This window comes from Sinorhizobium mexicanum (assembly GCF_013488225.1).
In the GTDB taxonomy this organism is placed as follows: domain Bacteria; phylum Pseudomonadota; class Alphaproteobacteria; order Rhizobiales; family Rhizobiaceae; genus Sinorhizobium; species Sinorhizobium mexicanum.
Genome location: NZ_CP041241.1, coordinates 1175683 through 1199878, shown reverse-complemented (window position 1 = coordinate 1199878; position 24196 = coordinate 1175683). Strand labels below are relative to the sequence as shown.

General features: G+C 61.7%; 21 protein-coding genes. 10 read left to right on the top strand and 11 right to left on the bottom strand.

Going from position 1 to position 24196, the window contains the following annotated elements; genetic code table 11:
- Positions 1 to 465: 465 nt before the first annotated feature.
- Both FKV68_RS29700 and FKV68_RS29695 read right to left on the bottom strand, forming a co-directional pair.
- Complete coding sequence (locus FKV68_RS29700) at positions 466 to 855, bottom strand: hypothetical protein (RefSeq protein WP_180942505.1); 390 nt, start codon at positions 853 to 855, stop codon at positions 466 to 468.
- A 369-nt stretch (positions 856 to 1224) separates the two neighbouring features.
- On the bottom strand, positions 1225 to 2274 hold the full coding sequence (locus tag FKV68_RS29695; RefSeq protein ID WP_180942504.1) for a glycoside hydrolase family 25 protein: 1050 nt from the start codon (positions 2272 to 2274) through the stop codon (positions 1225 to 1227).
- A 287-nt stretch (positions 2275 to 2561) separates the two neighbouring features.
- On the opposite strand from FKV68_RS29695, the gene FKV68_RS29690 reads away from it, so the two are divergent.
- Together FKV68_RS29690 and FKV68_RS29685 are read left to right on the top strand one after the other, a co-directional pair.
- Positions 2562 to 3107, top strand: coding sequence for an iron transporter (locus tag FKV68_RS29690; protein WP_180942503.1), 546 nt, complete (start codon positions 2562 to 2564; stop codon positions 3105 to 3107).
- Positions 3108 to 3427: 320 nt separating this feature from the next.
- Positions 3428 to 4828: a 4Fe-4S binding protein gene (locus FKV68_RS29685; protein WP_180942502.1), complete on the top strand. Its 1401-nt coding sequence runs from the start codon at positions 3428 to 3430 to the stop codon at positions 4826 to 4828.
- 248 nt (positions 4829 to 5076) lie between these two features.
- Here FKV68_RS29685 and pepT read toward each other — a convergent pair whose 3' ends face one another.
- A complete protein-coding gene (gene pepT / locus FKV68_RS29680; protein WP_180942501.1) occupies positions 5077 to 6309 on the bottom strand; it encodes a peptidase T in 1233 nt (410 codons plus the stop codon).
- A 159-nt stretch (positions 6310 to 6468) separates the two neighbouring features.
- On the opposite strand from pepT, the gene FKV68_RS29675 reads away from it, so the two are divergent.
- Positions 6469 to 7530, top strand: coding sequence for a maleylacetate reductase (locus tag FKV68_RS29675; protein ID WP_180942500.1), 1062 nt, complete (start codon positions 6469 to 6471; stop codon positions 7528 to 7530).
- 72 nt (positions 7531 to 7602) lie between these two features.
- Here the strand turns inward: FKV68_RS29675 and FKV68_RS29670 are convergent, their stop codons facing one another.
- From FKV68_RS29670 to FKV68_RS29635, 8 genes are all read right to left on the bottom strand, one after another.
- Entirely contained in the window at positions 7603 to 8676 is a 1074-nt protein-coding gene (locus tag FKV68_RS29670; RefSeq protein WP_180942499.1) for an ABC transporter ATP-binding protein, read from the bottom strand.
- A 4-nt stretch (positions 8677 to 8680) separates the two neighbouring features.
- Positions 8681 to 10609: a glycoside hydrolase family 127 protein gene (locus FKV68_RS29665; protein WP_180942498.1), complete on the bottom strand. Its 1929-nt coding sequence runs from the start codon at positions 10607 to 10609 to the stop codon at positions 8681 to 8683.
- A 22-nt stretch (positions 10610 to 10631) separates the two neighbouring features.
- Positions 10632 to 11495: a carbohydrate ABC transporter permease gene (locus FKV68_RS29660; protein ID WP_180943956.1), complete on the bottom strand. Its 864-nt coding sequence runs from the start codon at positions 11493 to 11495 to the stop codon at positions 10632 to 10634.
- Between the two features lie 26 nt (positions 11496 to 11521).
- Complete coding sequence (locus FKV68_RS29655) at positions 11522 to 12442, bottom strand: carbohydrate ABC transporter permease (RefSeq protein ID WP_180942497.1); 921 nt, start codon at positions 12440 to 12442, stop codon at positions 11522 to 11524.
- A 169-nt stretch (positions 12443 to 12611) separates the two neighbouring features.
- Positions 12612 to 13850, bottom strand: coding sequence for an ABC transporter substrate-binding protein (locus tag FKV68_RS29650; protein ID WP_180942496.1), 1239 nt, complete (start codon positions 13848 to 13850; stop codon positions 12612 to 12614).
- Between the two features lie 39 nt (positions 13851 to 13889).
- Positions 13890 to 14882: a LacI family DNA-binding transcriptional regulator gene (locus FKV68_RS29645; protein WP_246452709.1), complete on the bottom strand. Its 993-nt coding sequence runs from the start codon at positions 14880 to 14882 to the stop codon at positions 13890 to 13892.
- A gap of 116 nt (positions 14883 to 14998) precedes the next feature.
- Positions 14999 to 15658: a DUF6064 family protein gene (locus tag FKV68_RS29640; RefSeq protein ID WP_180942495.1), complete on the bottom strand. Its 660-nt coding sequence runs from the start codon at positions 15656 to 15658 to the stop codon at positions 14999 to 15001.
- Positions 15659 to 15708: 50 nt separating this feature from the next.
- On the bottom strand, positions 15709 to 16626 hold the full coding sequence (locus FKV68_RS29635) for an aldo/keto reductase (protein ID WP_180942494.1): 918 nt from the start codon (positions 16624 to 16626) through the stop codon (positions 15709 to 15711).
- A gap of 269 nt (positions 16627 to 16895) precedes the next feature.
- Here FKV68_RS29635 and FKV68_RS29630 point away from each other — a divergent pair, with 269 nt between their 5' ends.
- The 7 genes from FKV68_RS29630 (at position 16896) to FKV68_RS29600 (ending at position 24192) form a co-directional block, all read left to right on the top strand.
- Entirely contained in the window at positions 16896 to 17831 is a 936-nt protein-coding gene (locus tag FKV68_RS29630) for a DUF930 domain-containing protein (RefSeq protein WP_180942493.1), read from the top strand.
- A gap of 411 nt (positions 17832 to 18242) precedes the next feature.
- Positions 18243 to 19502 carry an ABC transporter substrate-binding protein gene (locus FKV68_RS29625; protein ID WP_180942492.1) on the top strand — a complete coding sequence of 420 codons (1260 nt, stop codon included), beginning with the start codon at positions 18243 to 18245 and terminating at the stop codon, positions 19500 to 19502.
- Between the two features lie 83 nt (positions 19503 to 19585).
- Entirely contained in the window at positions 19586 to 20512 is a 927-nt protein-coding gene (locus tag FKV68_RS29620; RefSeq protein WP_180942491.1) for a carbohydrate ABC transporter permease, read from the top strand.
- A gap of 5 nt (positions 20513 to 20517) precedes the next feature.
- Positions 20518 to 21384: a carbohydrate ABC transporter permease gene (locus FKV68_RS29615; protein WP_180942490.1), complete on the top strand. Its 867-nt coding sequence runs from the start codon at positions 20518 to 20520 to the stop codon at positions 21382 to 21384.
- Between the two features lie 3 nt (positions 21385 to 21387).
- Positions 21388 to 22449, top strand: a complete 1062-nt coding sequence (locus FKV68_RS29610) for an ABC transporter ATP-binding protein (protein WP_180942489.1) — start codon at positions 21388 to 21390, stop codon at positions 22447 to 22449.
- Positions 22442 to 23206, top strand: coding sequence for a formylglycine-generating enzyme family protein (locus tag FKV68_RS29605; protein ID WP_180943954.1), 765 nt, complete (start codon positions 22442 to 22444; stop codon positions 23204 to 23206). The genes FKV68_RS29610 and FKV68_RS29605 overlap by 8 nt, the downstream gene beginning before the upstream one ends.
- Positions 23185 to 24192 carry a ScyD/ScyE family protein gene (locus tag FKV68_RS29600; RefSeq protein WP_180942488.1) on the top strand — a complete coding sequence of 336 codons (1008 nt, stop codon included), beginning with the start codon at positions 23185 to 23187 and terminating at the stop codon, positions 24190 to 24192. Before FKV68_RS29605 ends, FKV68_RS29600 begins: the two co-directional genes overlap by 22 nt.
- Positions 24193 to 24196: the final 4 nt, after the last annotated feature.

Below are 24196 nucleotides of genomic sequence, written 5' to 3'. Positions count from 1 at the left end.
GCTTCAACGGTAGCATTAATCATACCGCATGGGCGCCCTGATCCTTGTTACATCTGTAACATCTCCGCTCTCGGTTGGCGCGCGCATCGCTTGTTGGAAGCGCATTTCGCCGGCCCTAGGTCCTTGTTGAGGTTTGCATTTGGCTGCGCGGACGATGTCATCGGGGCTCGCCCCGGCGCGACCGTGGCGGCAGCGCCATTTGTCGAATTCGATGACGACAAGCAGTGATGATGCGGCGAGAACCAGCACACTCCTTTCGGCGAAGGAGGATGGGGCGAACTGCTGTGTGTCGCTCAGCGAACGCGCGCCCAGAGCATCGACCGCGCGGAATAGCCGAGAAAAAGACGCACCAAACCATTCGTCATGCAATTTTACGCGCGGCAATTTGATGCTCTTGCGGCGGAATTTCTCCCACCAGCCTTAACGGTCCGTCATTCTGTTCGCGGCTACGACCCGAGACCGCATTCACATGACCAATTGCCCGGCCATGTCCTTGGTCAGCAATTCCTTGTCCTCGCGAACCTGCTTTGCCGTCTCGGCTGCCATGTCCGATCCGATCTCCGCAATGCGCGCGGCCTCGTCGGAATAGTCGAGAACTGCGTTCTGCCAGAAGCTGCAATAGAGGTCGAACGTTTCGTTGAGATGGTCCGGCGAGAGCAGATCCTCGAGTAGCTTCAGGTCCTGTTCGCGTCGGGTCTTCAGGAAATTCAGCATCTCGACCTGGTAACGCAGCGTCATCCTCAAGGCCTCCGCCTGGAAGCGTCCCATCGAGAGAAGGTATTTCGCACCATCGGCCATCGGCGGCCAGCTTTGCGTCGGTGAGGGGGGCATAGGGGTTGCGATCATGCTGGGCATTGACACGACTCCTCGTTCTCGGGCTCGTCATTTGTTCGGTCGGCAAAGCGGCCTTCCGAACGGTCCGCCGCACTGCCAAAGAGCGTTGAAGGGACTTTTACCGAGCCGTCAGTCTACGTCGAAACGCACGGCGTTTCGAAAAAAAGTTAAGCCCGAGGAGTTCTTTCGATCCTTGATCCGCATCAACGAGCGCCCATGGCGCGGGACGGATGCCGGCACGCGGCTGGCCACAAAGGCTTTTATGGCAACAGCGGAGGCCACATGCGAGGGCCGCAGTGGTCGTGAGCCACAGCCAGGTTGCGTCGGGATTTGCGGGGAAAGCTGGGGAGGAGGTCGTCGCTGGCGCCTGTTCCTTCCTGAACGTTCGGGCTAGTCGCGGCTCGCCAAGCTGGATCCTGCAGCCGCCCAGCTGTGCCACTCGTTCTCGCTGCCGTGGAACACGTTGAGGTCTATCCTGCCGTCCACGCCGTGCGAAAGGCCGGAGCCGGAATATTGCCAGAAGAGCCATTTCCGTCCCGGATAGACCTTGGACGGGTGAGCGGCCACCGAGCGCAGCCAGAATGGATGGTTCGGGAAGGCGCCCTTCAGGTTGTCGCGATAGAAATCCGGCGCGGTGTAGATGATCGGGCGCTGACCGTAGTGCCTCTCCAGCTTGTCCATGAAGACCTGCATCTTTTCCAGGACACGTTCGCGCGAGGGGCGCCTTTTGCAGCTCGACTCGCCGTTCCACTCGACATCGATGACCGGCGGCAATGCGCCGGCTTCCCTCGGCACGTTGCGGATGAACCAGTCGGCCTGTTCGCCGGCGGTTCGGCACCAGTAGAAGAAGTGATAGGCGCCGCGTTTGAGCCCGGCTTCCTTCGCCCGGCGCCAGTTCTTCTTGAACATCGGATCGAGATGGTCGCCGCCATCGGTCGCCTTGATGTAGGCGAAGTTCGCGCCCTGCGTCCGCAATTTCGCCCAGTTGATCTCGCCCTGCCAGCGCGAAACGTCGACACCGTGCACGGCAAGCTTCCTCGGCGAGCGGGAGCCGAAATTGATCGGTTTGGCGTCGCGGAAGCGATGGCTGTAGATTTGCCCGCGCGTTGGCGGCGCCTCCTCGATCGCCGGGTTTTCCGGCGTGCGCAGAGTGATCGGTCTTTCCGAAGGGACGGGCATGCCGGCAGTTCTTGCCACGGGCGCGAAGGCCTGCGGCTCTGGAACGGGCCCCGCCCACGCGAGCATTTCCTGCGGCGGTGCCGCTGGCGAAGCAGCCGCGCCTACGTTCGCGGCAGGCATTGGGGCGGGCGACTGGGCGACGGAGCTCGTCGTTTCCCGGGATGGTTGCTGAGCGGCAACCCTTTCCCGATTGGAACTGAACCCGCAGCCCGACAAAACGAGACCGGCAAGGAGGAGCACTGGCACAGCTGAGAAACGCATAGGAACCCGTACGCAAGACTTTCGGTGACGGCAGAGCCGCCGTCGAACCCACTGACGGGAATTGCTAACGGAAAATTACCAAGAAAGACTGAATCCGATCTTTGCCGCCGACGGATTTCTTTGTGATCGAGAGGCACCGCAGAAGCCCCTGCCGCGAAACGGTGTGGAACCGGGACGCGAGTAGTTTGCTCCAGCGCAATGATCTTCAGATATCGCGCGCATAAAAGGTGAGAAAACAACTCATAAATAAGAGCCGATTGGCTCGCTTCCCGGGAAGGAAAACACGCATGTGCTTCAAATTGCTTCCGCTCGCATCGGTCGGCGTCCTCGTCACGGGGGTGTCGTTGGCGTCCGCGGCGGAATATCGGATCGGCGATCCGTTGTTGAGCCACGGCATGGAGATAGCAGCCGTCTACCTGCAGCCGATCGAAATGGATCCTCCCGGCGTGATGACGCCGGCGGCCGAAGCCGATATCCATCTGGAGGCGGATGTTCAAGCCGCAGCCGATAACAAGAACGGTTTTGCGGAAGGGGACTGGTTGCCCAACCTCCACGTCGAGTATCGCTTGACCAAAGCCGACACCGGTGAGGAGACGGCAGGTTCCTTCATGCCCATGGTCGCGAGCGACGGGCCACACTATGGCGACAACGTCAAGCTCATGGGCCCGGGCAAATACAGACTGGAACTGACCATCCACTCGGAATCCCATGACGAGACGGCCCATTTTGGTCGTCACGTGGACAAGGAAACAGGGGTCGCGCCCTGGCCCGAGGCATTTTCCGTCGAATATGAATTCACCTACGCCGGCGTGGGGAAGAAGGGCGGCTACTAGAGCGCCGTGCGTTCAATGAACGCACAAAGGACGTTCCAGCATTTTGATTCTAGAGCATCTTATCCGCCTTCAGTGATGCCACTTTGAAAGCGGGATGCTCTAGAGCCTGTCCCACGGCGTGAACGGGAGCGGCCGATCTTGACGGTAGACGCCGCGCCCTACAGCCGGGGAGGCCGCGCAAATGCGGCCTCTTCGCACCCCGCCATAGCGATACCCGGACCTACCATGGCGCCAATTCTCCAAATCTTCTTGCCATGCGCGGGACTTAAGGTCCCGCTCGAAGAAAGGCGGACTGACCGGGCGAAGCGGCGGGCCGTCGCATGACCGTGACTGTGCTTTTGTCGCGTCCACAGCGCGATGTCTGGCAGCGCATCGGCGACTGGCTGGCGCGGCACCAAAGGCAAATCCGTTGGCTTCAATGGAGCGTCGTTTCGGTCTATGCGGCGCTGCTCGTCGCCCCGGTTTTGCGGCCGATGCCGGGCAACGCCGCGCATATCTGGGACGATTTCACCCGCTTTGCGCAGTTTGCGTTCTGGGGCATATGGTGGCCAATGGTCCTGCTTGCGACGGCGCTTGTCGGGCGCGTGTGGTGCGGGCTTCTTTGCCCCGAGGGGGCGATTTCCGAATTCAGCAGCCGACACGGACGGGGAGGTGGTATCCCGCGCTGGGTCAAATGGAACGGATGGCCGACGATCGCCTTTGCCGGCACGACGCTCTATGGCCAGATGGTCAGCGTCTATCAGTATCCGAAACCGGCGTTGCTGGTGCTCGGCGGGTCAACGCTGGCGGCGGCCATCGTGGGTTATCTCTACGGCAAGGAAAAGCGTGTGTGGTGCCGCTATCTCTGCCCAGTCGGCGGGGTATTTGGCCTGCTCGCGAAGCTCGCGCCGCTGCACTTCCGCGTCGATGCGGAGATCTGGCGGGAGACACAGCGGGCGGGGTTCAAACCGGGCGCCGTCAACTGTGCGCCGCTGGTGCCATTGAAGACGATGCGGGGCGCAAGCGATTGCCATATGTGTGGCCGGTGCAGCGGATTCCGCGGCGCGATCCGGCTCGCGCGCCGGTCGCCCCTTCATGAGATCGTGCATGTGGCGGGGGAACATCCGAAGCCGTGGGAAACGGTGCTGATCGTCTTCGGGTTGATGGGCGTTGCTGTCGGCGCCTTCCATTGGAGCGTGAGCCCCTGGTTCAACGCCGCAAAGCAATGGGTTGCCGAATGGCTTGTCGAACGCGGTGTGCTGTGGCCGCTGGAGATTTCGCCGCCCTGGTGGGTGCTGACGAACTATCCCGAGAGAAACGACGTATTGTCTCTGCTGGACGGGGTGATCCTCGTTTCCTACGTGCTCACGACGGCGCTTGCCGTTGGGCTCGCGATCACGCTGCTGCTTTCGCTTGCAACACTGTGCCTTGGTCGCTGGAACGCGGCGCGGTTTCATCATTTTGCGCAAACGCTCATCCCGCTCGCGGCCGCCGGCGTCTTTCTCGGACTGTCCGCGCTGTCGGTCACGCAGCTTCGCATGGACGGGATCGATCTGCCGTGGGTCGATGAAGCGCGCGGAGCCATGCTCTTCCTTGCGAGCGGTTGGTCCGGCGTGCTCTGCTGGCGCGTCACAGGGCTTTATTGCAAACCGCCAAGGCGCCGCATGATGGCGCTTGCGAGCGTTGGGCTTGCGGTTGCGATCGCCAATGCGGGCTGGTTCCTGTTTTTCTGGGGCTGGTAACGGATGCCGCTTTCCGGCGTCAAGACCGGCCGTACCCTCGCTTGCAAACCGCGCACATCCGGCTATCTGTCGCGGGGCAGAGACTGAACGATGCCAGCGCGGGATGAGGAAAAGTGTGTACGGTTTTCCGCCCGCATCCCGCGCTAACGCATTAGAATCGATTACGTTTATGATTTACGTCGATCGGACGTAAAATCACCGTGATCTAGCGCTGGCCGTGGCCGGCCAGCAGCCCGAACCAGGATGGTCTAGGCGCGCTCTTCCCAGATCTTGGCAAGCTCGACGAGCGTCGCGACGCTTCTCTCCATGTCCTGCCGGCTGATCCATTCGAGCGGTGAATGGAAGGCATGGCCGCCGGCGAAGATGTTGGCGCAGGGCAGGCCCATATAGGAGAGCCTCGAACCATCGGTGCCTCCGCGGATGCTGCCGCGCACCGGTGTCATACCGGCGCGGCGGATAGCCTCCACGGCATTCTCGACGATATCCGGGTGGCGGCCGAGGATCGCCTTCATGTTGCGGTACTGCTCCTTCACTTCGAACGCGTAGCTCGAACGGGGAAACTCCGCCATGACGCTTTTTACGATGTCCTCGAGCATCTTTTCCTTGACGGCAAGGCCGGCTTCATCGAAGTCGCGGACGATAAAGCCAAGGGTGGCTTTTTCCATCGATCCGGTCACGCCGATCGGATGGATGAAGCCGTCCCGGCCTGCGGTCGTCTCCGGCGCAATGTCCTTCGGCAAGCGCTCGATGATCGCGCCGGCGATCTTGATGGCGTTTTCCATCTTGCCTTTGGCGAAGCCGGGATGGATGGCGACGCCCTGAATGGTGATGTCGACGCCGTCGGCCGAGAAGGTTTCGTCCTCGATATGGCCCGCCGTTTCACCGTCCACGGTATAGCCGAACGCGGCTCCGAGCTTCTTGAGGTCGGCCTTGTCGACACCGCGGCCGACTTCTTCGTCCGGCGTGAAAAGAAGCTTGATCGTGCCGTGCTTGATTTCCGGATTGTCGATGAGGACTTGCGCTGCCGTCATGATCTCGGCGAGGCCGGCCTTGTCGTCGGCGCCGAGCAGCGTCGTGCCGTCGGTGGTGATGATGTCGTTGCCGATCTGGTTGCCAAGCTCGGGATGGTCGCTGACGCGAATGACCTGCTGGGGATCGCCGGGAAGCCGGATGTCGCCGCCGGCATAGTTTCGCACCACTTGCGGCTTGACGTTGGTGCCGGTGAAGTCGGGCGCAGTGTCCATGTGCGAGCAGAAGCAGATCACGGGCACCGGCTTGTCGACATTCGACGGTATCGTCGCATAGACGTAGCCGTGCTCATCGAGATGCGCATCGGCAAGCCCGATCGCCAGCAATTCCTCGACCAGTATCCGGCCGAGATTCTTCTGCTTTTCAGTCGAGGGCTGCGTCGACGACTTGGGATCCGATTGGGTGTCGATGACGACATAGCGGAGGAAGCGATCGGTAACGGTGTCGGTCATGGCAGCTCCAATCTGTTCGTCGGCGTTGCGACCGCTATAGCCTTCGCGGGCCTTTCCGTGAATGCATTTTTTTGTCGGACCTCCTCAAACGCCGTCTCGGTTTGGCTTATCCTAACAGGGGATGTGCCCATCGTGGCGCTCAAGGCAAGGAGTGCATGCATGAGCCGTGATTTCGTCTATAGCGGCAGCCCTGCTCACATCGTTTTCGGCGAAGGCAAGGGCGCGCTGGCCGGGGAATGGGTAGAGAAGATCGGTTGCCGGAAAGCGCTTGTGCTCTCGACACCACAGCGGCAGGCGGACGCAGAGGCGCTGGCCGTGCGTCTCGGTCGGGTCGCTGCCGGTGTATTTGCCGGCGCCGTGATGCATACCCCGGTCGACGCGACGGAAAGGGCGATGGAGACGGTGGCGCGAACGGGCGCCGACTGTGTCGTCTCGCTTGGAGGTGGTTCGACCACCGGCCTCGGCAAGGCGATCGCCTATCGCACCGATCTGCCGCAGATTGTCATTCCGACGACCTATGCCGGCTCAGAGGTGACCCCGATCCTCGGTGAGACCGAAGGCGGGCGGAAGACGACCGTCCGTCATCCACGCATTCTGCCGGAGGTCGTGATCTATGATCCCGCTCTGACGCTGGGGCTTCCAGTCGGCATCAGCGTTAGTAGCGGCTTGAATGCAATGGCGCATGCTGTCGAGGGGCTGTACGCGCAGGACCGAAATCCGATCTCGACGCTGATGGCGGTCGAGGGGCTGCGCGCCTTCAAGGCGGCTTTACCTAAGATCGTGGAGGCTCCGCGCGACATCGAAGTGCGGACCGAGGCGCTTTACGGCGCTTGGCTCTGCGGCGCGGTGCTCGGCACGGTCGGCATGGCTCTGCACCACAAGATTTGCCATACGCTCGGTGGCACTCTCGATTTGCCGCATGCCGAGACGCACGCAGTTATGCTGCCGCACACCGCCGGTTACAACGCCGCCGCTGTCCCGGAGCTATTGGCTCCGGTCGCGGAGATTTTCGGCGGCGCGATCGGGGGCGGGCTTTGGGATCTCGCCACGCAAATCGGCGCGCCGCTGGCGCTGAAGGATCTGGGCTTGAGCGAGCCCGATCTCGACCGGGCCGCGGCGATCGCGACAGAAAATCCCTATTGGAACCCGCGGCCGGTCGATCGCCGATCCATCCGCGCCTTGCTGCAGGATGCCTGGGACGGCAAGCGGCCAGCGCGTTAAAGATGCGCTCTCCCGCGTCCTGCTGCCAGGTCACGGCTGATCCACCCACTACAGTAGGCGATCTGCCTCGCTTCACCGCAGCCGCCGGCCGTCAGCAGCAAATAACCGCCGCTGATTGCCGTCGACCGAAAGGGCTATCGTGCTGCCCGCATTGATTCCCGGTCCCGAACGGTATTCGGCAATGAGCGGCTGGCTATCGGCAAGCTGGCAATAGAGATACTGGGTGCCGCCGAGATATTCGGCAAAATCGACCTTTGCGGGAATGCATCCCTCTCCGCCTTCGGTGACGAAAAGATGCTCCGGCCTCGCTCCGAAGCAAACCTTTTCTCCGATCTGCAAGTCCTCGTCGGAGACGGGCACCGACATCTCGCTGCCCGCGACGCGGACGCGTCCGTTGCCTAGCCAGACTGCGTCGAGCAGGTTCATTCGTGGGGAGCCGATGAAGCCCGCGACGAAGATATTGGCGGGATTTTCGTAGACCTCGCGCGGTGTTCCTGCCTGCTCGATGCGGCCGTCGCGCAACACGACGATCTTGTCGGCAAGCGTCATCGCCTCGGTCTGGTCGTGGGTGACATAGATCATCGTATTGCCCAGTTCGCGATGGAGTCTGGCGATCTCGATGCGCATCGAGACGCGCAACTCCGCATCGAGATTCGAAAGCGGCTCGTCGAAAAGAAAGACGTCAGGTTTGCGCACGATCGCTCGTCCGATCGCGACGCGCTGGCGTTGCCCGCCGGAAAGCTGACCCGGGCGACGGTCGAGCAGGTGGTCGATCTTCAGGATCGCGGAGGCGGCTTTCACGCGCGCCTCGATCTCGGCCGTCTCAGTGCGCGCCATTTTGAGGCCGAAGGCGAGATTTTCGCGCACGCTCATATGCGGATAGAGGGCATAGGATTGAAAGACCATCGCGATGCCGCGATCGGAGGGATCGAGGTCGGTAACGTTGCGGCCCTTGATCTCGATCTCGCCGTCGGTGACCTCCTCGAGGCCCGCAATCATGCGCAGCAACGTCGACTTCCCGCAGCCGGACGGCCCGACGAAGACGACGAACGAACCTTCGGCAATCCTGAGGTCGATGCCATGGATCACCTCCAGGCTGCCGAAGCTCTTGCGAATGTCCGTCAATACAACTCCGGTTTCATGCATGCCGTCACCGCCCGACTTCGCCGGCGCGAACCCAGACGAGCATCTCGCCGGGCGTGCGGTTGTCCCACAGGTGATAGGGAACGAAGCGGGCCGTTGCCTGGTTCACTTTCGGCGGTGATGTGCGATAGAGGGTGGCGCCCCAATCATCCGCTTTGTCGCGGGCGACGGAAATGTCGAGCGCGACTGCGCCTTGAAGTTCAGCGATTTCTGCAGTCTTCGCGTTCGAAATGTCGCCGCCAAGCACGATTCCGTTCAAACCCGCGCCGTTGTCGGTTGCCTCTGCGCAATAGACGAGCGGCCCGCGCATGAGTGCGACGCGGCCGGTGTCCTGCCGCACCTGCGGATTTGCCCAGAGTGTACGAGGCTTTAGCGGGATATCGAGCTCCACGCGGTCGCCGCTTCGCCATTCGCGCTCGATGCGCGCGTAGCCGTCGATCGTTACATTCGAAAGGTCGACGCTCTCGCCGTTCAGTTTCAACGCGGCGCCCTCCGCCCATTCGGGAATGCGCAGCGACAGCGAGAAGCGGACCGGATCCTGCGTCGTGACGTCGAAGCGGATGGCGCCGTCCCAGGGATAGCGGGTCTTCTGCGCAAGCTCGACCTTCTTGCCGCCGATTTCGAAGCGGCCCTTGCTCTCGCCGTAAAGATGGACGGCGATTTCGTCGTCGGCGACGGCATACATATAGGAGCCGATAGAGGCGAGCAGGCGCGAGATGTTCGGCGGGCAGCAGGGGCAATGGTGCCAGATCCAGCGATGATGCTTGCCGGCGCTTTCCAATGGGTTCTCGTAGAAGAAGGTTTTCCCATCGAGCGAAAGACCCGCCATGGCGCCGTTGTAGAGCGCTTGCTCCATGATGTCGGCATACCGCCGATTGGGGCCGCGCCCGAGCATGCGGCTTGCCCAGAAGACGAGACCGACGGAGGCGCAGGTCTCGGCATAGGCGCTCTCGTTCGGCAGGTCGTAGTGATCCGTAAAGCCTTCGTTCGACGCCGCCGGTCCGATCCCGCCGGTGACATACATCTGCTTGGTCGTCAGGTCGTCCCAAAGGGTTTCGAGCGCCGTGGTGAGACTGTCGTCGTTGTACTCGGTCGCGATATCCGCCATGCCGGAATAGAGATACATGGCGCGAACGGCATGGCCGACAACTTTCTTCTGCTCTCTGACGGGCAGATGGGCCTGGCCGTATTCGTAGGTCTTCTGGATGAACTGCTTCGGATCGCGGCCGTCGCGGATCGCTTCCTCGGTGAAGAAGTGGGGCTCTCTGCCGCGCTCGTCGATGAAGAACTTGGCGAGATCGAGATATTTCTTCTCGCCCGTGACGCGGGCAAGCTTTACCAGCGCGAGCTCGATTTCTTCATGGCCGCAGTAGCCCGGCAGTTGCCCTTCGCCATGGCCGAACACTTCAATCATATAGTCGGCAAAGCGGGCCATGACGTCGAGCAGCTTGCGCTTTCCCGTCGCCTGGTAATAGGCGACGGCGCCCTCGATCAGATGGCCGGCGCAATAGAGTTCGTGGTGATCGCGAAGGTTGGTCCAGCGCCGGCCGGGTTGCACCCGCTGGAACCAGGCGTTCAGGTAGCCGTCCTCGTCCTGCAGCTTTTCATACATGTCGACGATGGCATCGACACGCGCCTCGAGCCTGGGGTTGGGCCTCCGGTAGAGCGAATAGGCAATGGTCTCGATCGATTTTCCGAGATCGCTGTCCCAGAACATCTGGGTCGAGCCCGACCAGGCCTGCAGCGGAATGACGATGCCGGGGCTTGGCTGCTCGACGTCGATCGCCCTGAGCATGCCGGCCTCGACGCAGCGGTCGAGCAGGACTTCGGCGGTGGATTCGCAGATTGCGTCCTGGCGGTCGCCGAAAAGACCGTGCACTTCAACACTCGGAACGGGGAGGGGGCGGAACTGGCGATCCTGTCGGAGTTTGTTCATGGCTTCATCCGTTTCTTGGAGTTCATTTCACGGCGCCGGCCATCAGCCCGCGCATGTAGTAGCGTTGCAGAAGCAGGAAGACGACGAGGCAGGGCAGCGTCATGACGGCGACACCGGCCTGAACCGCGCCCCAGTTGACGGCGCCGAGGCGACCGGCGCGCACGGCCATCATCAGCACCGGAAGCGTATATTTCTCGTTGCTCGACAAGAGCACGAGTGCCGCCAGGAATTCGTTCCAGGCATTGAGGAAAGCGAAGATCGCGACCGTGGCGATGCCGGGCAGCACCAGCGGCATCAGCACCCGGAAGAGCAGTTTCAGGTCGCGGGCGCCGTCGATGCGGGCCGCCTCCTCGATCTCCTTCGGCACCGCATCGAAGGCGTTGCGCATCATGAAAACCGAGAAGGGAAGCTGCAGCGTCACGTAGACAAGCGTCAGCCCGAACAGCGAATTGTTGAGTCCGAGTCTCGCGAGGATGATGAAGAGGGGCGTGAGGATCGACTGGAACGGGATCATCAGCGTGGCGATGATCAGCACGAACAGCACGTTCTTCAACGGAAAGCGGTAGCGCGAGAAGCCATAACCCGCAAGCACGCTGACGGCGACGGTGAGCGCGACGGTTGCGAGCGACACGAGCAACGAATTGAACGTGTGCTGCCAGACGCCGGCGCCGAAGGTGTCGAGCGAGCGATAGGAATCGAAGCTGATGCCATTAGCCGGCCACGGCGGCAATGGCGGCAGACGCGCCTCGGTGCCGTGTCGGAACGACGCGAGCAGGGTGATGGCGAAAGGCGCCAGGAAGAAGAGCGCGATTGCCACGCCTGTCGCGTGATAGGTCGATTCTGCCCGAAAGGCCTTGCGTGCCCGGCGCCGACTGGAGAGACTCATGTTGGACATGTTCATCTTGGAAAGGGTCAAGGGCGATCCTCCCCGACGCGAAGCAGCCGCAATTGCACGATGCTGATAACCACCAGGATGGCGAGGAGCGCGATCGAGAGAGCCGCGCCATAGCCGAGATTGAAGGATACGAAGGACTGGTTGAAGATGTAGTAGACGACGGAGATCATCCGGTTCTGCGGACCGCCGCTGGTCATGATGTAGAACTGGTCGAAGGCGAGGATCGAGCCTGTCACCGAAATGATCAGCGCCAGCGCGATCGTCCGGCGCATCAGCGGTAAGGTGAGATAGCGGAACCGCTGCCACCGACCGGCGCCGTCGATGCGGGCCGCCTCGGTCAACTCGGAGGGAATGGCCTGTAGCCCGGTGAGCAGGATGATCATCGTAAAGCCGGCGATCTTCCAGACGACCATGACGATGATCGTGAAAAAGGCGCTATCGAAAGTGGCGAGCAGATTGGGGCTCTTCTCCACGAGTCCGAGTGCCTTCAACGCAGGGCCGATGAAGCCGCTGTCGACGTTCGCGAGCCAGACCCAGAGCAACGATGCCGAGGCGAGGCCGACGACGACGGGGAGGAAGATGATGGTGCGGTAGGCGCCGACGAAGCGTCGGTGCTTCTCGACGAAGATCGCCAATGGGAAGGCGACGGCGAAGATCGCGATCGTCACGATCACCGTGTAGTAGGTCGTGAAGCGCAGGGCCGAGACGAAGCGCCCGTCGTTTGCCATCCGGAAATAGTTGTTGAAGCCGATCCAGCGCGGCGAACCGAGCAGAGGCCAATTGTGCAGGCTCATCCAGCCAGTAAACAGCACCGGCATGACGAAGAAGACGATGACGAGGGCCATCGCCGGGGCGATATAAAGGAGACCGCGCCATTGCGAGTGGCGCCGCCGTCTCCTGCGCACGGGCAATGCTTTTCCTGGGCCAGAGCCGGCCATTGCAATTCTCCGCCTGTTCAAGAAAGAGGGGCCGGAGGATTGCCTTCGGCCCGCTGCATGTTCCTTAAATCGGAGCCGATTTAAGGATAAAAACATGCAGCAATTCAAAATGCTACAGCGGCCCTCGTGCGTCTGAAAAGACGCACGGCGCTGTAGTTGCAGCTTGCGATCACTGCCCAGTGTCGATGATTGACTGCATTTCCGACTGGGCGTTCGAGAATGCCCCGTCGACATCGTCGCCATAGATTGCCGCATTGGTGAAGGTCGCCCAGGGGCCGTTGGCGCTGTTGATCAGATCGTTGAACTGCAGCGTGTAGGGTGTCTTGGCGACTTCGATCGCCTTGATGCCCACCTGCATGCGCGGGTCGAGACCCTCAAGTACCTTGTCGGCGATATCGCCGCGGGTCGGCAGGCTGCCGTATTTCGCCATCACCTTCTGGCCGTCCATCGAATAGGTGTATTCGAGGAATTCCTTCACCGCATCGATCTTCTTCGTGCCCCTCGTGATGACGAAGTTGTCGCCGCCGGCAAAGGACGAGGTTCCGCCATTGACGCCGGGGATCAGCGTCACGCCGAAGTTGATGTCGGGGTTTTCGGTGACCAGCGTGCCGATGGCAAAGGCGCCGAGGCTTTGCTGGCCGATCTTGCCATTCGTGAAAGTCAGGAAGTTTACGCCGTTGTCGCTGGCCGAACTCGCCGGCACGAGGTCCTTCTTGACCATCGAACGGTAGATATCGACCGCCTTGCGCATTTCCGGCGTGTCGAGCGTCGCCTTCTTGCCGTCGCCGGAGAGAATGTCGGCGCCCGAACCCCAGACAAGCGGCGTGAAGGTGAAGATCATGCAGCCGCCGCAGCCGCCGCCGGAGAAGTAGAAGCCGTAGATATCGTCACCGAGCGCGCGGATCTTTTCGGCATTGGCTTCGATCTCCTCCCAGGTGGTCGGCGCCTTTTCCGGGTCGAGGCCGGCCTTCTTGTAGAGGTCCTTGTTCCAGGCAAAAATCGACGTCTCGACCGAAAGCGGCAGGCCATAGATGCGATCCTGATAGGTCCCGAGCTTGACGTGCGACGGCGAGAGCGAATTGAAGTAGGGCAGTGCCTTCGCCCAATCGGTCAGGTCCTCGAGTTGGCCGGCGGCGGCAAAGGCCGGGGTGTAGATGAGGTCGAGCGAAAGCGCGTCCGGGGCCTGCCCGCCTGCGATCGCGGTCGCATATTTTTGCACCAGTTCGGAGAACGGCACTTCGGTCATGGCGACCTGGTTCTCGTGGCTGGCGTTGTAGGCCTCGACGACCTTCTTGAAGGATTCGCCGATGCCGGAACGAACCCACATTTCGATTTTCTCGGCGGCCGACGCACCGGACGCCAGACACAAGGTAATGATGCTCGTTGCTGCCAATAGACGCTTGATCATGGCACTCCTCCCGTTGTGGCGCCTCCTCGCGCCGTTTCGTCATTCCGTGGGGCTCATGCCCCCGCACGATTGCCGGACAACCAACCGGCACGGCAATTTCCTCACGCCCGGCTCGACGCGCCGCCCCTCTGCGAGCGCGAGCACAGTCAGGCCGGCCTCACGGCCAAGCTCTTTCAACCCCATGTCGATGGACGTCAGCGGCGGCCGCGTTTGCGCCGCCAGGATCTCCCAGTTGTCGAAGCCGACGATCGACAAGTCTTCAGGCACCCTGACGCCGCGCTCACGCAAGGCGTCGACGACCCCGCGGGCGATCTGGTCGTTGCCGCAGAAGATGGCATCGGGCTTTTCTCCGGGCCGATCCCAGATTGACCCGACCGCCTCATGTCCCCAGCTCTCGGCCCAGACGCCGTAAAGCACCGGCTCGACATCGCCGGCGACCTCTCGGTAGGCGCTGGCGCGCTCGCGGACCGAGAAGAAATCCTCAGGTCCCGTGATATGCGCGATCCGACGGCGCCCCAGCTTCGCCAGCCATTCAACCGCAAGACGCGCGCCCTGCGCATCGTCTGAGCGCAGCGTGACACTGTTTTCCGTGCCTTCCGTGAAGGCGTAAACGACTGGTACTGGCAGGCTCGACAGATCGACCGGCAAACGCCGGTCCAGGCGCTTGCCGGAGGCGATGATGCCGTCGACCTGCTTGTCGAGCATGGCATCGACATGGATCTGCCCCAGCGCTGGGTCGTCTTCGATTGCGCAGAGGAATACCGAGACGCCGTGATCGACCAGTGCTTCCGAAATGCCCGCCATGACCGGCAGGGTAAAACGTCCATAGGTGTCGTTCGTCAGGAGCCCGATGGTGAAGCTGCGCTTGCTGAGCAATCCGCGCGCAAGCGCGTTCGGCCTGAAGCCGATTTCGCCAGCGATGCGCTTCACTCTCTCGCGCGTCTCGGCGCCCATGCGGCCAGTATTGTTCAACGCCTTCGAGGCCGTTGAAATACTGACGCCTGCTGCCGCAGCCACGTCATGAATGGTCACGCGTCTGTTGGTCGGATTGTCCAGCGCACCCTCCTATGGTCAGGCAGAGAAAACCTTTTCTCACTGCCGCTGTCAACAGAAAAAAGGTTTTCTCAGCATCGGTTCCTAGACAGGGTTCAAGGCCGGGCAAGGGGCAGCAGCAAGATCGCGACAAGGACGATCGAGGCAAGCGGGACGACTGCAGCACGATCCTCCATGGCCAGCAGAGTCAGGCCACTGAACGCGCACCACAGGAGCGGAATGGGCAGAAGCAGCAAGAGGCGTCTTCCTCTGATTGTCAGCACGGTGCCGAGCGTCGTGATCGCGGTTGGATCCGGCATCATGCCGAAGGTTTCTGCGGCGGCCAGCGAACGCGTCGAAAACAACGCGAGGAGCGGGTGAACCAAGAGCCCGAACAAGGCAAGAACTGTCCCGCCGTAGCGGCGCCATCGGTTCACGGCGATGCCATGGTTCGTATCAAAGCTGAGAATCGTCAGAAGCCCGGCCTGAAGAAAGAAGGCCATTGCGGCATAGGTCACGCCCCAGTTTATGGTCGCATAGCGAAGCCAGAGGAACTGCCATGCGCAAAAGGCCCAGGCCACGGCCAATGCCGGCAGAAGCGCGGCCTTCGCCAAGCGTACCTCTCTAAGCGCGAGAACCACGATCGCCAGCATGCCGATCACGAAGACGAGCTGAAGCGGCCAAAAATCCTCATTGTAGCGCTCGACGAGACGAAGGTAGACGCGCGGCGAGAACATCAGGAAATCGCCAGGTGTGTACGTCCACCACTCCGACATTCGCCGACCTCACAACTCATGCGTTGGGCAGCAGCGGGTGAGGCGGGTGATCACAACGCCTCCACGTAATCGACCATACGCCGTCGCATCGCCTGGTCAGGCAGGACGCCGCCGCCAGCTTCGAGATTCTCGCGCACGTGGTCGACGCGGGTCGTCGCCGGTATGGCGCAGGTGACCGCCGGATGCGCGACGATGAACTTGAGCAGGAACTGCGCCCAGCTTCGCGCGCCTGTCTCGGCAACCCATTCGGGCAGAGGTTCGTCATCGAGCTGCCGGATCAGACTGCCCTGGCGGAACGGGCGGTTGACAATGACCGCGATGCCTTTCTCCCGCGCCAGAGGCAGGATGCGCTCCTCCGCCTCACGGTCGAGGATGTTGTAGGTGAGTTGTACGAAATCGATCGGCTGGCTCGCCATGATGCTTTCGATTTCCCGATGCCGCCGCCCTTCCGATGTGGTGATGCCGACGTAACGCAATTGCGCCTTTGCCTTCATCTCGAACAGCATCGGCAGATGGTCTTCCCAGGAAACAAGATTGTGGACCTGCATGAGATCGAACTTCTCAACGCCCCAGTAGGCGCGGGAGGCTTCGATCTGCTCCGCCCCACTTGCCGGATCGGAAACCCAAACCTTCTCGGCTGAAAACAGGCGATCGGGGTATTTCAGCTTCTGAAGGCCATAGCCGATGGTCGGCTGCGAGGAGCCGTACATGGGAGAGGAATCGACCATGCGTCCTCCGTCTTCGAAGAAGGCGCCCATCACGGCGGCGCACTCGTCCTTGAGGACCGGATCGTCGCCGACGTTGAAAGTGATCCAGGTGCCGAGCCCTATTACCGGTATTTCCTCGCCGCTCGACGGGATTGTCCTTCGGGTGAGAGCGGTGGTCTGGGCACGTGAGGAGCGTCCGATCGCCGGCAAGGATGCTGCCAATGCAAGTCCCTGAAGGACGCTTCGCCGTGTGAACCTCATCGGGGCACCTCCTTTCCGCGCTCGGTAAGGGACAAACATTCAAAACGGTATCCGCTGCATCCGACGAGATAATGAACCGCTGCCGCCGGGGCCTGAAACCACGAAGTCGTGATGCGAGACACGGTGGGTCGCGTCGGGACTTTCCGCTTGTTCAGAGCCGTTCAAGCCCTTATGTGACGTTGATCGTCACAGGCTGGAGCGGGGTGGGGCAAAGACTGCTTCGTCTTGCTGTACGGCCATTGCCCGCGCAGCCCGCTGTCTTTTGAGCAATGCAACAGTTCGCCAAGGCGCCGAAGAGAGAGATCGCATGGGGCATGCCGACGTCGGTTGCCCTGCATCTGGCCGTCGCGTTCTTGTTGCTCTTTCGTCCGCCCGAAGCACCGCCGGAACCGGCGAAGGAGCAGAGCGTCAACGTGGAACTGGTTCCGCCGCCGCGTCCGAAGGCGGAGGAAAAACCGCCGGTAGAACCGGCGAAATCAAGCACCAAGCCATCGGCCGCGCCGCCACAGGCCTTCGAATCCGCTTCAGCGCACGCGGATCTAAACAACGAAGAGCAGCAACTTCCGCCGAAGCAGGGTGAGGCGCAACAAGCTCCGAAAGCCGTCGAACAGCCGAAACAGACGTCATCCACGACAGAAACCGCTGCGCGCGAACTGCCGGAACCCAAACCGGCGCCGCCGGTGCTGGCAACGCCGCAACGGCACGCGGCGACCCAGCAGGGTGAGACGGAAGCGGCCTCCCTTGAAAGCGTGCCGATTCCCGCGCAAAGGCCGCCGCCGGAAACTGCGGAGAAACAGCAGTCCCCGGAGCCGACAGGCGCGAAAGTCGAACGGAAATCCGACGCGCTTGTTCCGGCAAAAGAACTCTTTTCGCCAAATGCACTGTCGAACCCGCGCATCAAGCAAGCGCTCGGGAAGCTCCCCGTCACGAAGCGGATCGCGCAGATCTGCAGCATCGAGGCGCTGGAGCAGATCCGTAACCAGAGGCCGGGCGCTTTCCCGGATATGCTGGCCCGCGCCGGGACTATTTCAACTTCGGCGGTCACCGCGATAGGCAGCGCCTATCGAAGCAAGGCGAACTGGTACAACGTCGATTTCAAATGCGAGGTCGACGCCGAAGCGACGTCGGTGGTTTCCTTCAGCTTTGCGATCGGCGGCGCTGTGCCGAAGAGCGAATGGGATGCGCGCCGGCTGCCGGTGAACTGAAGGGCACGCGCCAATCTCGCGGCTTCATCTGCCCCATCGCCCGGCCGACCCCCCGCCGCGAGATGTCCCGAACGATCGGTGCCACAAGCCGTCGCGGCGGGAGGCTGTCGCCGTTTCCCCGACATGCTGCCCGGATGCGCAGAGTAGAAGGGCAGTAAACCCAAAGATTGGCTCCCGCGCCCTCCCGATTGCGTAAGACGTCATCTAAGTTGTCGCTAATGTTGCGCTTATGAGGAATGCGCGCACTGTGATAAAATCGCGCCTGGGAGCAATTCCGGCCTAGGGAGGCGCCGGAAAATTTCAGTTTCTCGTTACACGCTTCAAAGCAGCGTCTCCGCCATGCCGGATAGGGTGAGGTCCTCCTTTCGAAAAAGCGGCCTCTGAATAACAACTCGGAATGGGAGGTGTATGATGGTTCGTAAACTGTTTCTCACCTTGGCTGCAGCGGCGTCCGCGCTCGCGATCGGGGGTGTCGCATGGGCCGATATCACGGTCCTCGTGCCATCCGGCAGCGAAGGCGACGGCCTGAGAGCCGCGGCCGCAGACTACGCAAAGATGAAGGGCACCAAGGTAGAGACCGTCCAGGCGCCCTACGCCAACGTCTTCGAACAAGGTGCCAATGCCGGCGCCACCAAGTCCGGCGTCTTCGATATCGTCCTGATGGATGATCCTTGGATTCCGTTCTTTGCAGAAAACGGGCACCTGGAGGACCTGACGCCGTACTTCAAGAAAGCTGGGTTGGAAGGACCCGACAACGATTTCCTGTCGAAGTCGCTGGCGATCTGCCGCAACCCCTATAATTCCGGGCCCTATGTCTGCCTGCCCTATGTGGGAAATGCGCAGATGTTCTTCTATGACGCCGCCAAGTACAAGGAAGCGGGCGTTGACGCCCCGAAAACCTGGGACGACGTGCTGAAGGCCAGCAAAAAGCTGACGGAAGACGGCGGCGGCCGCTATTTCGGCTATGTCTTCCGCGGCGGCCAGGGCAACCCGGTCGTTGCCGATTTCATGCCGATCTTCTGGTCTTATGGCGCCGACCTCTTCAATGCCGACCGGAGCAAGGTCACGATCGACACGCCGGAAGGTGCTGCCGCCATGAAGACGTTCATGGCGCTGCGCGACGTCTCGCCGAAAGGGGTCGAAAGCTACAATGCCAACGAAGTTGGCACGGCGCTCGCCGCGGGCACGTCCGCTTCATCGATCAACTGGCCGAACTGGGTCGCGACCTTTGAGGATCCGAGCCAGTCGAAGATGGTCGGCAAGATCTCCTACACCGCCATTCCAGCCGGAACGAAGCCCGGCAGTTCGGAAATCGGCCACTGGACCATGGGCATCATGTCGGCATCGAAGAACAAGCAGGAAGCCTTCGACTTCATGCTCTGGGCAACTTCGCCCGAACAGATCAAGATTTCCGCAGAGCGCGGCAATCCGCCTGTCCGGGCCTCAGTCTTCACCGATCCGGAACTGACGAAGCAGGAGAAGTTCCGGCACTATCCGGTGCTGATGGAGGCAATCCAGGCTTCGACCCCGCGTCCGCGCCATCCGAAATGGCCCGAGATCGAAAATGCCTTTGGCATCGAACTCTCCAAGGCCGTTGCCGGCACGATCACGCCGGAGGAGGCGCTGAAGAACTCGCAGGCGGCAGTCGAGCAGATCACCGGCCTCAAATAGCCGGAATTCCTGCACGAACGGAGCTTTCGGGCCCCGTTCGTGACAGGAACCGAGAGCGACAGAGGGTCTGCAGGGAGAGACGGATGTTGAAGTCCGCGAGCGACGGCACATCGACTGCACAGTCTCAGCCAGGTGGTGGGCTGGAACGGTGGGCGGAGCGCCACCTGCGCTACCTGATGCTTGCGCCGACAGTTCTGATACTGCTGGCGCTGACGATCTTTCCGAGCCTCTACATGTTCTACGCGGCGGTTCACAGGATCAGCCCGAACCCCGATCTGCCGTGGGAGTTCGTCGGTGCCGGCAATTTTGCGCGGCTCCTGTCGGATGCGCAGTTTCATGTGGCGCTCCGCAATACCATCGTCTTCACGGTGGTGGCGGTCACGGCCGAATTTCTTCTCGGTCTCGGCCTGGCGCTGCTTCTTGATAAATTCATCCGCCGGCTGACTTTTCTAAAGACCGTGCTGATGATTCCGATGATGCTGCCGCCGATTGCCGTCGCCATCACCTGGAAGCTGATCTACGAGCCTCAATTCGGTGTGCTCAACGAAATCATGTACCGCCTCGGTCTTCCCTTGCAGGCATGGGCAGGCGACGTGAACCTCGCGATGTTCTCGATCATCGTTGCCGATGTCTGGCAGTGGACACCCTTCATATTCCTGTTGATGCTGGCGGGGCTCGCGAGCCTGCCGGTGGAACCTTATGAGGCGGCCGCACTCGATGGCGCCTCGTCCTGGCGGCAATTCTGGGACCTGACGATCCCCTTCCTGAAGCCGGTCATCGCAATCGCGCTGCTGCTGCGGGTGATGGACGCACTGCGTCTCTTCGATCTGGTCTTCATTCTCACCGGCGGCGGCCCCGCCGATCGCACCAAGGTGTTGAGTCTCTACATCTACCAGGTCGCTTACCGTTTCGCCGATCCCGGCTATGCGGCGGCGATATCGCTGTTCGTGCTGTTCGTAACGATCGTTCTCAGCACCTGGTTCATGAAGCGCATGCGGCTGGCGGATTGAAGACGATGGCGACAAGGACCCTCCACAGACGCAGTCGCACCAAAGAGGTGCTCACACGCCTTTTGGCCTATCTGGCGATCCTGGTCGCACTGATCCTGACGCTTTTCCCGATCTATTGGATCGCTGCCAATTCGTTCAAGTTCGATATCGACATTTTCGCCGTGCCGCCGGAATGGCTGCCCAGAAACCCGACATTGAAACATTACCAGGAAGCCTTCATCCAGCGTCCTTTCCTGCGCTACGCGCTGAACAGCTTCCTCGTCGCGGTCGGGACGACGATCGTCTCCGTGGTTTTCGGCACTATGGCGGGTTATGCCCTGGCACGGTTCCACTATCCGTGGCAGTGGCGCAAGCAGGTTTCGTTCTGGATTCTTTCGACACGCATGATGCCGCCGATCGTCAGCATCATTCCGCTCTACCTGTTCTTCAACTACTTCCAAATGCTGAACACGAAGTCGGCGCTTGTGATCGCCTACACCGCCTTCAACCTGCCGTTCGCGACCTGGATGATGAAGAGCTATTTCCAGGACCTGCCGGTCGAACTGGAGGAGGCTGCGGTCGTCGACGGCGATACCCGTTGGGGCGCCTTCCTGCACGTGGCCTTGCCGCTTGCCCGGCCGGGACTTGCGGCAACGGCGATCTTCTGCCTGATCATTTCGTGGAACGAGTTCCTGCTGTCGCTTATCATCACGCTGACCGAGCAGTCGCAGACGCTGCCGATCGGCATTGCCGGGCGGGTGACGCAGTACAACACCTATTGGGGCGAGATCAGCGCCGCCGGGTTCATGGCTTGCGTTCCGATCGTCATCTTCGCTTTCATCGTTCAAAAGCATCTCGTCCGGGGGCTCTCCCTTGGGGCTGTCAAGGGTTGAGCCATGGCGTCGGTTAGTTTCAAGAACGTCTCGAAGAAGTTCGGCGAATTCGTCGCGATCATGGATTTCAACCTTGAGATCAGGGACAAGGAATTCCTCGTCCTGCTCGGTCCTTCCGGCTGCGGCAAGACGACGACCATGCGCATGGTTGCGGGGCTCGAGGAGGCGACCTCCGGCGACATCTACATCGACGCGGACCGCATCAATGGCGTGCTGCCCAAGTATCGTGACGTGGCGATGGTCTTTCAGTCCTATGCGCTCTATCCGCATCTGACTGTCGAGCAGAATATCGGCTACCCGCTAAAAATCCGCAAAGTGCCGCCGGCCGAAAGCAAGCAGCGGATTGTCGAGGTGGCGCGGCGCGTGGAGCTCGACAGCCTGTTAAACCGTCTTCCGAAGGAGCTTTCCGGCGGCCAGCGGCAGCGCGTGGCGCTCGCTCGCGCCATCGTGCGCACGCCGCGCGTCTTCCTGATGGACGAGCCGCTCTCCAATCTCGATGCCAAACTGCGCACCCAGATGCGCTCGGAGCTGAAGCATCTGCAGCATGAACTCAAGGTCACGACGATCTATGTCACCCATGACCAGATAGAGGCGATGACGCTTGCCGACCGCGTCGCAGTAATGAACAAGGGTGTGATCGAGCAGCTCGGAACGCCGAGGGAAATCTACAACGATCCGCGCACGCTTTTCGTTGCCGGTTTCATGGGTTCGCCTTCGATGAACCTCATCCCCGGGGAAGTGCGGGATGGCGTGTTTGCGAGTGCTGGTCTCAGGGTCGGCGGGCTCGGCCGCGTCAGCATTTCCCGCGCTGTCCTCGGCATCCGTCCGGAGGACGTCCATGCGGCTCGGGTCGACGATCCCGACGTCAATCTGGTCGCGCCGATCTATTCGGTCGAACTCACCGGCGACAGTACGCTCGTCAGCCTGCGGCTCGGCGCACAACTCGTGACGCTACGGGGCGACAAGAATTTCGCCGGGCAGATCGACCAGCGGATCGGCGTGAAGGTTGCAGCGGATCGCGTGTTTCTGTTCGACGGGGAGACACAAGCCCGTGTCGATGTCTGACCTTTGCGCAGCGGCGATCTTCATCGCTCTCACATCCCAAGCGGCCGCGGCCGATACCGGGCCGATCGCCGACAATCCGCTTATCGACATCCCTGCGGGTCCGTTTGTCTTTGGTCGCGATGACGGTCCGGAAAACGAGCGCCCGCGCCGCGTGCTCGACGGACAGGCCTTCGCCATCAATCGCACGGAGATCACCAACCGCCAATATCGCCGTTTCGTCGAGGCAACCGGTCATCGCGCGGCATTCTATGCAAATCACCCTGCACTCGGCCTGGACGACAGGCCGGTGGTCGGCGTCAGCTGGGGAGATGCGGTAGCCTTTTGCCGTCACTACGGCCTGTCGCTGCCGTCGGAGCAGCAATACGAGAGGGCCGCGCGAGGCTCGAATGGGGCCGCGTTTCCTTGGGGCGAGCACGGCGGCAAGGTCGTGCCGGCGAATTTTGGCACGGACAGCTGCTGTTCCGGCGACGCGCGCGACGGCTACCCCATGACTGCGCCGGCCGACGCCTTTGCCGAGGGCGCAAGCGAGGAAGGCGTCCTCAATCTCGTTGGCAATGTCTGGGAATGGACGAGCGACCTCTACGCGCCTTACGAGGGCCAGGCTGCGGCGGAGAGTGCCGGGCAGTACCGCGTGCTTCGCGGCGGCTCCTGGAACAGCGATCCGAGCCACCTTACCACGACCTATCGTCTCGCCTATGATCCGGAGTTCCGTTTTGCAGCCAACGGCGGCTTCCGATGCGTTCGCTCCGCGCCTTGATCATCGCCACCAGTCTTCTGTTCCTCGCAGCTGGCGCTGCCGCCGATCCCCTCGCCGCTCCCGGCTACCGGCTGGAAACCGTCAGCAAACCGGGTGCGGCCCTCTCCGGCCTTTCGCGTGACGGGGAGGCGCTGCTCATCACCGATCTTGCCAGCGGTCGGCTCTTCCGGCGCGAGGCAGACGGTGAGCTTGTCGCCTTCGGCCCGGTGTTTCCTCACGGCCTCGACGTCATTGGCGACCCGACCGGGCCCTATCGCGTCGTGCGCGTTGGCGATGCTTTTGTCGTGGCTCAAGGGTGGACGCCGGCCGATGCCGGCGAGGGCCCGCTTGACCATGCCCTCGTGGCGGTCGGCGACGACGGCAACACCCGTGTGATCAGCAGCGATTTCTGGAATCCGTTCGACTTCGCCGTCGCCAATGGAACCTATTACGTGATCGACTCCGCACGAAACAGTGTCGAGCGCATGCAGGCGGACGGTCGCAAGCAAACGATCATGATCTTTCGCCGCATGAAGCAGGAAACGACGGCGCTGCGACAACTTTCGCCGACGGAGTTCACCGAAGAAGGCGGTTACGAAGTCGATGCGGTGCCGACCGGCATCGCCCTTCGCGACGGGCGCATCCATGTCGCGTTGTTTGGCGGATTTCCTTTCCTCGACGGTGCTGGAAAGATCGTTTCAGCTCCAGAGACGGGCGGAACTGCGCCGCCGCGGGCCGATGTCGATGGCCTGAACGCCCCGGTCGCGATCGCCTTCGACGCCGATGGCGGGATGCTCGTACTCGAACATGGTCGCTACGACCAGAAGGAAGGTTTTCTGAAGGGCAGTGGCCGATTGCTCAAACTCGATAAGACGACGGGCGCCCGGGAGACCATTCTCGCTGGGCTGACACGACCGATCGCCGTTCTCGTCTGGGACGAGCGGCGGCTCGTCGTTTCCGAACTCGCCGGCAATCTCCATTTCCTGACACGGGAACCGACGCCGTGACGTT